Here is an 11,953-nt window from a genome sequence, read left to right as displayed (position 1 = left end):
TGGCCAATTGGCCTTCTGCTGGTAATCTTGTCAAGTTCGAGCCGTGTGCCACCTGTGGCACCGTTGCACCTGCTGAGGAGCCTACGCAAGCGGATGGAACCGCGCAGCGGAATTGGACCCTTGGTCAAGGACAGCCCGGCGTTTCCACGCAAAGCATGGTGGTTTCCCTCAAGGACGGCAACGGCAACCATGTGGATGGAAGTCCATTCTCTGTGGTTGCTGAGGCTTCGCCGCTGCGACTAGAACTGGTCGGCGGAAACAACCAGCAAGGCCTGCCCAACATGGACCTGCCCGGAGGACTGGAGTTCCGTGTGGTCGGCTCGCTTTCACCTTTTGCCCCCGTCCCGAATATCACTGTCGACTTCGATGTGGTCTCCGGCGGTGGGGAGATGATCACCCCGGAAGTGGTGACTGATGCAACGGGTTCCGGTTATGGCCTCTGGACCTTGGGGAGCTACGCCGATGGGGAACAGGAAGTAGTGGCTTATTTGCTCGATGCCGAAGGGAACCATGTGGAGGGAAGCCCCATCCATTTCACGGCCACGTTCAGGCCATTGCGTGTGCTGGAAGTGACCAGCACAAATTGCGTTACGGATCCCGGTACCGCGTGTGAAGAAAAGACCCTGCAGCTTGTGAGCGATTTCGGGAATATCCAATTCAATTTTGACCACCCAATCGCTGGCATACCGGTGAATTTCGAGGTGTTCGGTGGCGGCCAGGTCGGCGCCGCCACGGCGATCTCGGATGCCAATGGATACGTCACTTTGAATTGGACCTTGGGTACAAATTGCCTGGACCATCAACGCGTTGAAGCAACACCTGAAGTCCCAGGGAGCATTGAAGTCGTTCCGCCACATGTGGAGTTCAATGGCTACTTCGGACTTGTCGATCTCGCGTTTCCGGAATTCTCCGGCAACGAACAAGCCGGCGTTTCCTTCCAACCACTGTCTCAACCTCTACGGGTGAAGGTGACGGATCAGAATGGAGACCCGGTCCACGACAACGTAGTGGCCTTCGTCGTCAACTCCGGAGGCGGCAGCGTGACGGCAACCGACGCCACCGACGCGCAAGGGATCGCAGAAGCCACATGGGTCTTGGGCGATCACGCAGAGCCCCAAGAGGTCATAGCCTCAAACCTGGATGATTGCAACTACAGCGTGGGCGCTCCCCTCCTGTTCACGGCCGATGTCCCTTGCCCCCTCACCGTCACCGATATCGATGGCAACGAATACGACGTCGTCAACCTAGGCGGCAAGTGCTGGACAAAGCAGAACCTTCGCGTGACGCACTACAATAATGGCGTTCCCTTGCGCGACACACTCACCTTGGAGCAATGGGGCATGGAGTGGAATACGGATTGGTTCATATCCGGTGGATTCAACCACCCTCCGATCGCGTATTTCCCGAACCCCTTGGGCTCGTACGCAGGCCATTTGTACATGGGCTATCAACCTGGCCTTCTCTGCCCCGCAGGATGGCGGGTGCCCCGGGCCAGTGAATGGAGCGCTTTGATGACGTTCGCTGCGTATGCGGGTCTTGGGTGGACGGACCCGGACGGATTCAACGCGGGCCCTTATGGAACAATACATGCCGACATAGGATCATGGGATCCAGCACTCATTGGGACAACACCGATTCCCGACGGTGCCCTGTTCTGGACATCAAGTCGTGTCGATCCGGATTTCATCACCCCCTACTTCCGTTACGCATCCATCTCCACTTCGGCCCCAGGCTCTGGTGTGATCGGTATCAATCCCTCCATCAACGGATACGCATGCCGCTGCATCCGCGGTGCTGAGAGCAACTCGATGTTCGAGCCCTAGAGGAGGCCTGCAGCTCCGAACCATAGGGTTGCGCTCGTTTCGCGATGCGCCATTGCGTGAGCGCGCATCGTTATGCTCCTTTACTTTGCACGCGAACGCATGGCATTCAACCGCATCTCCGGCATCTGCGGCCTTAGCTGGTCGGCACTGCTCATCGCTGTTGCCGGTGCCGCTCGCTCCGCTTTCCGCTGATGGAATCGCGCGCCCTCCCCGTGCCCCGGCTCATCGCAGCCGCCCACGCGCAAGGGACTTCCATGCATCACATATCGGAAGCAAGCTCCAAGAAAGTCGGTCACCATGGCCTTCTGCGCTTGCCATTGCCCCCTTACCGCTGACCTATGAAGACCCGCTACGTCGACCTCATCGAGCAGACCTTCGACTTCCCGAAGGACGAATTCAAGCTCGACGGCGAGAACCTAATCTGGAACGACCTGCCGCTGGTTGACCTGCTGAAGAAGCACGGCACCCCGCTGCGGATCACCTACCTGCCCAAGATCGGCGAGAAGATCGAGATGGCGCGGAGCAGCTTCGCCAAGGCCTTCGCCGCGCACGACTACCAAGGGAAGTACGAGTACTTCTACTGCACCAAGAGCAACCACTTCCACTACGTCATCGACCAGGTTCTGAAGAAGGGCGTGAACCTGGAGACCAGCAGCGCCTACGACCTGGAGATGATCGAGCTGCTCATCGAGCGGGGCCGCATCACCAAGGACAGCACCATCCTCTGCAACGGCTTCAAGGACGAGCGCTACATCAAGGGCATCGGCCGCCTGGCCAACCGCGGATTCAAGGTGGTGCCCATCATCGACAACATGGGCGAGATCTACGCCCTGGACGAGGTGATCGAGGGCCACTGCGACATCGGCATCCGCATCGCCGCCGAGGAAGCGCCCAAGTTCGAGTTCTACACCAGCCGCCTGGGGATCGGCTACAAGGACATCATCCCCTTCTACATGCGCAACATCAGCAAGCAGAAGAAATTCCGCTTGAAGCTGATGCACTTCTTCATCAACACCGGCATCACCGACACCGCCTACTACTGGAACGAGCTGAGCAAGTGCGTGAACGTGTACTGCGACCTCTGGAAGCTCTGCCGCACGCTGGACACGCTCGACATCGGCGGCGGACTGCCCATCAAGAACAGCCTCAACTTCAGCTTCGATACCGACTACATGATCGGCGAGATCGTGGGCCGCATCAAGGATGTGTGCGAGGAGAACAAGGTGCAGGAGCCCAACATCTTCAGCGAGTTCGGCAGCTTCACCGTGAGCGACAGCGGCGCCACCTTCTTCAGCATCGTCTATCAGAAGAAGCAGAACGAGAAGGAGCGCTGGGACATGATCGACGGCAGCTTCATGACCACCCTGCCCGACACCTGGGCCATCAGCAAGCGCTTCATCATGCTGCCCGTGAACAACTGGCACGACGAGTACGAGCGCGTCTTCCTCGGCGGCATGACCTGCGACAGCGACGACTACTACAACAGCGAGCAGCACGTCAACGCGATCTACCTGCCCAAGTACAACGAGGAGAAGAAACAGTACATCGGCTACTTCAACACCGGCGCCTACCAAGACACCTTGGGCGGATTCGGCGGAATCCAGCACTGCCTCATCCCCAAGCCCAAGCACGTGCTCATCGACCGCCTGCCTGATGGCACACTTGTCGATTCCGTCTTCGCTGAGCAACAGAGCGCTGAGCGCATGCTTCAGCTCTTGGGCTACCTGCCGGTGGAAGAGGCTGTCAAGCACGCAGGCGCTTAAGCCTGAACCGGCCTATCCGCAGGATCGCGCTCAAGGCTGCGCCAGGATGGCCGCTCCGAATTGCTGGAGGAGCGCACTGCCTTCACGCACTGGGATGCGCTTGCCGTTGAGGTAGGCCGTGATGAAAGCGTCCTTCACGCCAAGGCGCACCGCCTCATCCTTGCGGATGCGCGCAGCATCGAGGTCCATGTAGCGGCCCGTGGTGTAGCGCACTTTCGCGCTCTCGGTGAGCTCGCTGTTGAGCGGCGTGATGTTGAAGAGCTTGTCGAGCGGCACCGGACGGCTGTATACGCCGACCTGCACGGTGAAGAAGAGGCCCTTGATGGTCTCCACCTGCTTCGCAGGAGCTGCGCCCGGCACATTGTAGTAGGCCGCAGCCTCGGTGCTCGGAACGAAGGATTCCACGATCTGCTGCGCGCTGGCGGGATAGCGCGCGAGGATCGCAGCGTCATCCGCAGGCTCGCTGGCCTGCACGCCCGCCACCGGCTGCTTGATCACGATGGCCGGCGGCGCAGCGGGCACTGGCGATTCCACCAGGCGTGCAGCAGGTTCCTCGGATCCCCCACGGACCCGGATGGGTCTTTCAGCAAGCTCGGCCCCTTGTTGCGTGGCACGCATGGCCTCGCCGAGCGAGATCCGCTTGCCATCGCGGTAGGCCACCACGAAAGCATCACGGTAGCCGCGCTCACGCACCAGGTCCTTCGCTGCGAGCGCTCCTTGCGCACCCGTGAAGAGGCCCGCGGTGTAACGCACCAGCCCATTGCCCACGGTCTCACCCATCACAGGGGTCATGTCGCTGAAGGCCTCTTGCGGGATGGGCTTGCGGAATGCACCGATCTGCACTTTGAACACGATGCCCGAAGGCAGGTCCACATCCATCGGAATCGCTGCCTCCCGGCGAGCTGTCGGCTCATTCAGCACGAAGAAATCCTCAACCAGCTCGTCGGGCATGCGGAAGGTCGATGGCTGGAGGGGTGAGGGCTGACCGCCTTCGCCAAGCGCTTCGGCGATCGGAGAGGTTGTGGGAATGGCCGGTTGAGCGCCGCCGTTCGCCGCCGCATCCGAAGCAGCGTCGGCCCTTCGGTCCGGCAACGCAGGTTGAGAGCTTGAAGATTGAGCGGTCGCGGATTGAGGGGCCGATCCTGGTTGCGCAGTCAGCTCGCGCCCGGCAGCAGCCTGGCCGCGCGATTCCGCTAGCAATGCTTCCGTCCGGCGCGCGCGCTGCTCGATGGCCATCAGCTCGCTGCTGCGCTCCTCCGGCAGGGCCTGCAGCATCACGCCGGCCTGGGCCTCGTTGATGCCGGCAGCGCCACGCAGGCGCGAGGCGATATTGCTGAGCGAATCAGCCTTCAATTCAAGCTGCACGGCGCGCGCATCGAGCAGGAGGGCTCGGCTGCTGGCTTCTGCTGCGGTGATGCGGCCGTCCACGGCATCGCGCTCAGCGGATCGCGCTTGCTGGCGGAGCAGATCAGCGACCTCGCGGTTGCTCTTCGCTGCGCCTTCAGCGTCCATAGCAGCCTCGCTCTGCTCCATGGCCAGCGCCTTCGCTTGGAAATAGCGGCTGGCATCACCTTCCAGCAGCACCAATCGCTGCTCTTCCGCGGTGAGGTAATAGAACTTCACCAAGCGCTCGCGCAAGGCCTTCGCCTTCACTGCTTCCTCGGCCATGCTGCTCAGATCGGCACTTTCCGTCGCGCTCCGCAGCGATGCCGCGTGAAGCGAATCGGAGATGGCGCGCTCGCGAACGGCCAAGGCTTGCAAGCGGTCCCGGTCGCGCTTGCGGGCAGTGGTGGCGCTGTCGGCCAACGCGGCAGCGCGATCCGCAGCTTCCTGTGACCGTTGCTCCAGCTCCGCGGCATCCCGTGCCTTGCTCTCAGACCTTACCACGAACAAATCGGGGTCGCTCTCCGGATCGAACGTCGCAGCGTTCAGCGTCACGGTCTCGGACTTCATGAAACTCTCATACAGCCGTGCGGGCACCTTGTCCTTATCAGTGAGTCGGCGCTCGGCCTGCGCAATGGCTTGCGAAGCGCCGCTTGAGGGTGCAATGGAGTTGACGGGCCCAGTGCCGGCCTTCCTCGAAACGGAATCCGCAAGCGCGCCGCTTCCAGCCTGCTGAACCTCACCGGTTGAAGCTCGATCGGACAAGGCATCCTTGCTCTCAAGCGACGGAGCAACGGCGATTCCCTCCAGACTCACTTCTCGATCCCCGATGCGCGCAGGGGGCTCGGCGGCCGATAAGGCCGGATGCTCTCCCGTCTCGGATGCCGCAGCTTCCGATGAAGGTGCAGCCGCCTCCTGGCTCGGCTTCGTGGCCTGCTGCGTGAGCATGGGCTCGGCAGGAGCAGGCTGTATGCCCAGCACGCGTGCGGCCACTTCCTCATAGCTGATCTTCTCGCCACGGCTGTGCTTCTCGCCAGCCAGGTAGTTCTGCACCGTGATGGCCTTGTCGGCAGCTTGCAGCGCGAGCAGCTCATCCCGATAAGCACGGCGGTAAAGGCTGTCACGGAGCACGATGTCCTCGCTGCGGTCAGCGCGTTTGCGCAACTGCGCTGCCCGATCATTCAGGCCATTGGCTTCGCTTGCGAATTCGCGGGCCATGCCCAGCAGGGGCTCATCCGGAGCGAGGCCCCGCTTGGCCGTAAGGGCTTCAACCCGCTTCAGGCTATCGGCAGTGGACTTCCATTCCTCGCGCATGAGGAAGGCGCTGCGCTGACCGAGATCGGTGCGGATGATGTAGCGCTCGTCGATGAGCTGATCGGTCTTCTTCCTCAGCTTGTCGCTCTCTTTGCCCAGCGGCATGCCAGCGAGCTGCTTCTCCATGGAATCGATGCGCGTGGACAGATCATCCATGCGCGCCACATCAGCATCGCGGAAGGCGATCGCATCACTCATCCCCTTGGCGGTGCTGCGGTGCTCCACCTTGCTGCTGAAGACATCGCGGGCGTATCGGTCAATGGCGACATAGCGATCCTTGATGGGATCCTGACCCGGCGAGTAATGCGATGTCTCCGCCTCTGCGATCACGTCAGAGGCCTGTCCCCCTCCTCCGGCCAGTTCGGCTTGGCGCTGCGCGATGGCCTGTTCACCCCGTGCCAGATGCTCTTCGCGCATGCGCCTCAACCGGTCAACACGCGGCAGCACGGCCTCCGCCTGTTGCGGGGCCATGTTGAGCACGGCCACCTGGCGCTGCATCTCGGCACGAAGGCTGTCGGCGAGCATGCTCTCGATGCCATTGATGGCGTCGGCGCGCGCGTCAAGGTCCACCAGGCGTTCCGCGCGCTGGAGATCGGATGCGTATTCCTTGTACAGATCAGCGATGATGGTCTCATCCCGAGCAGCGCTGTTGAAGCCCAGCGCCGGTACGCTCATGTCGGCAGGCACTTCGGGCTCTGCCTCAGGAGTGCCTGCTTGGGCATCCAATCGTGCCAAGCTCTCTTCGATGGCCGTGATCCGCTGCTGGATCTGTTCGCGCTTGGCACGGTCGCGCTCGGCGCCTGCCAGCTGCTGCAATTCAGCGCGCTCATTCTCCAGCACGAAGCGCTGGTCCGAGGCTCCGTCCGGAGCAACGCCATTCAACCCCTGGCTTTGCTCAAGTTCGGCTTCCCCGGCTTCTTGGGCTTCGGTCGCAAGACGTTCTTCGGTGCCGCTGGTCCGCGTCACTTGAGCGATGGTGGCGCTCTGGACCGTGCGATCCGTGGTGCCGGTCGAGGGCTGCGTGGTGCTTCGATTGGCAACGCGCTGCGCATCCTCAGGCAAGCCACGGTCCTCGGTGCCGCTGGTCTGCGGTGCTTGTGCCGCAGTCGTGCTGCGCACGTTCTTATCACCGGCTGCACTCGCAGGCAATTCTGCGTTGCGCGCAGCCTCCAGGCGTTCATTCCTGTCGGCATTGCGCTCGGCGGTCCGTGTGGAGTCGCGTTGCTCGCCGATGGCCTGTGCTGCGCTCGCGAGGTCCCAATCGAACGCGCGGGTCTCCGCCTCCGAGCGCTGGGCCATGGCGGCGGCGTCGAAGCGCTCATCAATGGGCAATGCCGCCACGCGCTGATCGGTGCTGCTGATGCGCATGCCGAGCTGCTCCGATTGCGCCGCAGTGAGTTCGGATCCGGCTCCGCGCTCGGTGGTCTGGGTCAGGTGCCGGGTCAGCGAGGCTTGCCCTCGCACCACGGCGGTCTGTCGCTCAGCGATCTCTGCCCTACGGACGGCGGCTTGCGTCTCGTCGCGGAGGGCTTGCTGCTGCTGCTCCAGTTCAGCGATTCGCCGATCGAGTTCCTCCTGCTTCGAGCGCGCGCGCGACTCGATGCGCTCACGCTTCAACCGCGCAAGGCCATCAGCCAGCTCGCTCTCTTCATCGCGCTTGGCCTTGGCCATCGCCAGCAGGCGAGCGGCTTCCTTCTCTTGCTCCTGCACATTGCGCCGCGCTTGTTCCGCCGGCTCCTGGGCCAATTCGGGTTTCGCGCGCTCATCCAAGCGCAGCTTCAGCGTTCGCAGATGGGCCAGTGCCTTCTCATCATCCTTCGCAGTAATGGCGCCTTTCAGGTCGCTGCTGAGCTTATCGGCCTCTGCCGCCCGCTGGCGCGAGTTGAGCGCGGCCGTGCTCAAAGCAACACCCGTTGACTGCGCCGCTCGAGCCCGCATGGCGGCTTCTCGAGCGCGTTGCCGTTCAATCGCTGCCTCGGTCATCAGCGCGTTCCGCTGTTGCTCATCATCGGTGATGGCCGATGCGCGTTTCACCAGGTCGTCTGCCTTGAGCGCGGCCTTCTCGGCTTCCTGAGTCGCATCCAGCGCGATGGCGAAGGCTTCTCCGGCCATGGCTTGCTCTTCCAGCGACTGCGCCTCTCGCTCGCGCGCATCGTCACTGGCTAGCTGAAGCGCCCTGGCCTGGTCGATGTCGCCGGTGAAGCCAGCGCGCGTGAGCAGATCGCCCGTTGGCTGCTCGACTGGCTTGGGGACCTCGGCAACGACCTCTCGCGTGCTCACATCGAGGCGCGCGCGGCGCTTGATCTCATCAAGGGCCAGCGCAACCATGTCCTCGCCGAGCGGGTCGTCGAAGTAATTGCGGATGGTGAGCCGCTCCAGGTCCCCGTTGCGGTCGAGGATGAGCTCTTGGCGATAGGCGCGAGGGCCTTCGGCCTTGGGCACATCCACCACGCCCGTGTGCGTTTTGCCCGAGGGGCCGCAATCCACGCGATAGCGGTACCGGCCGGCACGCGGCAGGCTGAGGGCATAGTTCCCGTTGATGTCCGTTCGCACGACAGCCACTTGCTCCTGCGTGAGCATGTCCTCCACCACGATGCTCGCCTTGCGGTCCTCCTTGTCAAGACTGCTGGCATAGGTGCCCTTGAATACGGTGATGTTAACCGGGGCCTGCGCTGTGCCCACGCGGTACACGTGCAGCATGCCCTGCTTGCTGTTGCGGCCACTGGCGAAGCAGGCTTCCTTCTGCTCGGCATCCACGATGTACAGGATATCATCATCGGGCGTGCTCACGGCGAAATCGAGGTTCTCCGGTCGGCCGAATGCGTCGAGGCCCTTGTCGTATCCGGCCCGGAACACATCGTAACCACCCATGCTGTTATGGCCTTTCCCGCTGAAATAGAAGGTCTTCCCGCTTGGGTGCATGAAGGGGAAGTCCTCGTCCTGTTCGGTGTTGATGTAGCCCGCGAGCTTCACCGCCGCAGCGTACGTGCCATCGGGCAGCAGCTCCGAACGGTAGATGTCGAGGCCGGTGGCGCCATCCTTCCCGTAGCTGCTGAAGTAGATGGGGCCGTTGCGCTCAGGCAAATGCACCAGGCTGCGGTGCTTGCGCTTCTTGTCGAGGCTGGTCTTCAATTCCTCCGGGAGCACGACCAGGCGCCCGCCGATATCGGCGAGGTCGTAGAACCGGAAGAAGTCCGCGTCCGCGACTTCCACCTTGCTGCGCACGGTGATCTCCTTGAGGTTGCTCAGGAGCTTCTCGCCATTGCGGCATTGCTTCTGGAGCGCCTCCACCGGGTAGGCGGCGAGCAGCTTCTTATCGGCGGTGCCCAGGAAGCGCTGATAGGCTGTCTGGGCTTCCTTGAAGCGGTAATTCAGGTGATAGGCGCGGCCGAGCCAGTACCACGCGAGCGGATCAGTGGTGGGTGCATCCGTGGCGAACTTCAGGTGGCCGATGGCCTGCTCCTTATCGGCACTGCCATGCAGCAGGCATGCGCCGAAGCGGTAGTTGAGCGTGCGATCGGACGGCGTCAGGCTGACAAGCTGAGAATACAAGGGCATGGCTTCAGCGAACCGCTGCTCTTGAAAGAGCTGGTCGGCCTTTGCACGCACTTGCTGGTCACCGCCTTGGCCAAGGGCCAGGACAGGGAGGAGGAAAGCGCAAACTATGCCCGAGGTACGGGTCATTATCCGAGAGTGGCCGCTTGTACCGCAACCGAGGTGCTTGGGTTTCACTGTGTTCCGCTGCTCTTCCCAGCGAGGCTCAGGCGGTTCTCCTCGCCGCGCAGCAAGCGGCCGATGTTCTCGCGGTGCGTGTAGAAGACCATGGCGCAAAGCACGATGGCGAAGCCCACCTTGATGCGGCTCTCCTCATCCCAAACCAAGGCGACCGCCAGCGGGAAGGCCAATGCGGCGACCAAGGAGCTCAGCGACACGTAGCGCGATGCGAGGAAGACGATCGCGAAGACCGCCACGCACACCCCAGCCGCACCAGGATGCACCGCAAGCACCCCGCCCAAACTGGTGGCCACGCCCTTGCCTCCGCGGAAGCCCGCGAACACGGGATAGAGATGGCCGAGCACCGTGGCGATCACCAGGGCCACTCGGAACCACATCCACGGTGCCGTATCGGGCTGCAATTCCGTGAAATTGGGAAGCACGCGGACCGGAACGAAGCCCTTGAGCACATCGATGAGCAGCACCGGTAATGCTGCCCGTGGACCGAGCACGCGGAAGGTGTTGGTGGCGCCGGCATTGCGGCTGCCGTGCTCGCGCACATCAATGCCGAAGAAGGCGCGCCCCCACCAAACGCTGGTAGGGATGCTTCCGCAGAGATAGGCCAGAAACATGGCGAACGCTCCGTACACCCATGGAAAGTCCATCGTTCAATGATCTGCCGATGGAATGGCATGACCGATTGGTGCGTGCCGTTTCATCGTGGGGTAAAAATAACCGCGTCCGGATGCGGGCCCCGACCCTGCCCGGCAGTTTGCAACGACCCGGATGTTATCAACCGGCAGGATGCCAGCGCATTCACCCCCCCGGGATCCTCCAGGTTCACACGTTGAAGAGGAAGTGCATGACGTCGCCATCGCGCACGACGTACTCTTTGCCTTCCGTCCGCAGTTTACCGGCTGAGCGGCAGGCGGCCTCGCTGCCAAGCGTGGTGAAGTCGTCGTAGCCGATCACTTCAGCGCGGATGTATCCCTTCTCGAAATCGCTGTGGATCACGCCTGCAGCCTGTGGTCCGGTATCACCTTGGTGAATGGTCCATGCCCGCACCTCTTGCACACCAGCGGTGAAGTAGGTCTGGAGTTTCAGCAGATGGTAGGCGGCGTGGATCAGCTTGTTCACGCCCGGCTCTTCCAAGCCGATGTCCTTGAGGAACATCTCTCGCTCTTCGGGGGTCTCCAAGCTGGCGATCTCCGCCTCGATGGCCGCTGTCACGAAGATCACTTCCGCGTTCTCGCCCGCTACGGCAGCTCTCACCCGCTCCACATGCTCATTGCCCTTCACGGCGCTCTTCTCATCCACGTTGCACACGTACATCACGGGCTTGGCGGTGAGCAACTGGAACTCATTGAGCAGCGCGGGGTCGTCGTTCGCGGTGATGGCCGTGCGTGCGCTCTCTCCTTTGAGCAGCGCGGTCCGGATGCGTGTCAGGAGGTCGAAGCGGCGCTTGGCCTCTTTCTCCCCGATGGATGCCTGCTTCTCCACCTTCTTGATCCGCGCCTCAACGGTCTCCAGGTCCTTGAGCTGCAGCTCGATGTCGATCACCTCCTTGTCGCGCACGGGATCCACGCTGCCATCCACGTGAACCACGTTGGGGTCGTCGAAGCAGCGGAGCACGTGCAGGATGGCATCGCACTCGCGGATATTGCCGAGGAACTGATTGCCCAGCCCCTCCCCTTTGCTCGCGCCCTTCACCAGTCCGGCGATGTCCACGATCTCCACCGTGGTGGGCACCACGCGCTGCGGCTTCACCAACTCGGCGAGTTTGCTGAGGCGCGCATCGGGCACGGTGATGGTGCCCACGTTGGGCTCGATGGTGCAGAAGGGGAAATTGGCCGCCTGCGCCTTCGCGTTGCTCAGGCAGTTGAACAAGGTGCTCTTGCCCACATTGGGCAGCCCGACGATTCCGCACTTCAAGGCCATGGCTACTTCCCGGATTTC

The 11,953-nt window shown here is 62.4% G+C and carries 5 protein-coding genes; 2 read left to right on the top strand and 3 right to left on the bottom strand.

Annotated features, from left to right (window positions below):
- The first annotated feature begins 155 nt into the window (after positions 1 to 155).
- The gene (locus IPK70_07855) at positions 156 to 1,823 is read left to right on the top strand and encodes a hypothetical protein (GenBank protein MBK8227076.1); all 1,668 of its coding nucleotides are present in this window, start codon (positions 156 to 158) and stop codon (positions 1,821 to 1,823) included.
- Between the two features lie 338 nt (positions 1,824 to 2,161).
- Positions 2,162 to 3,586 (top strand): arginine decarboxylase, encoded by a 1,425-nt coding sequence (locus tag IPK70_07850; protein ID MBK8227075.1) that lies wholly within the window; start codon positions 2,162 to 2,164, stop codon positions 3,584 to 3,586.
- A 30-nt stretch (positions 3,587 to 3,616) separates the two neighbouring features.
- Here the strand turns inward: IPK70_07850 and IPK70_07845 are convergent, their stop codons facing one another.
- From IPK70_07845 to ychF, 3 genes are all read right to left on the bottom strand, one after another.
- Positions 3,617 to 9,967: a hypothetical protein gene (locus IPK70_07845; protein MBK8227074.1), complete on the bottom strand. Its 6,351-nt coding sequence runs from the start codon at positions 9,965 to 9,967 to the stop codon at positions 3,617 to 3,619.
- A 44-nt stretch (positions 9,968 to 10,011) separates the two neighbouring features.
- On the bottom strand, positions 10,012 to 10,662 hold the full coding sequence (gene plsY / locus IPK70_07840) for a glycerol-3-phosphate 1-O-acyltransferase PlsY (protein MBK8227073.1): 651 nt from the start codon (positions 10,660 to 10,662) through the stop codon (positions 10,012 to 10,014).
- A gap of 175 nt (positions 10,663 to 10,837) precedes the next feature.
- Positions 10,838 to 11,929: a redox-regulated ATPase YchF gene (gene ychF, locus IPK70_07835; GenBank protein MBK8227072.1), complete on the bottom strand. Its 1,092-nt coding sequence runs from the start codon at positions 11,927 to 11,929 to the stop codon at positions 10,838 to 10,840.
- Positions 11,930 to 11,953: the final 24 nt, after the last annotated feature.

This window comes from Flavobacteriales bacterium (assembly GCA_016712535.1).
Taxonomy (GTDB): Bacteria; Bacteroidota; Bacteroidia; order Flavobacteriales_F; family PHOS-HE28; genus PHOS-HE28.
The sequence above is the reverse complement of the archived record's forward strand: the minus strand, read 5'-3'. Positions and strand labels throughout refer to the sequence as shown.

Excerpts from the sequence above, each read along its gene's own strand:
- IPK70_07855 (MBK8227076.1), top strand. The coding sequence starts at position 156 with ATGGTGGTTTCCCTCAAGGACGGCAACGGCAACCATGTGGATGGAAGT.
- IPK70_07850 (MBK8227075.1), top strand. The coding sequence starts at position 2,162 with ATGAAGACCCGCTACGTCGACCTCATCGAGCAGACCTTCGACTTCCCG.
- plsY (MBK8227073.1), bottom strand. The coding sequence starts at position 10,662 with ATGGACTTTCCATGGGTGTACGGAGCGTTCGCCATGTTTCTGGCCTAT.
- IPK70_07845 (MBK8227074.1), bottom strand. The coding sequence starts at position 9,967 with ATGACCCGTACCTCGGGCATAGTTTGCGCTTTCCTCCTCCCTGTCCTG.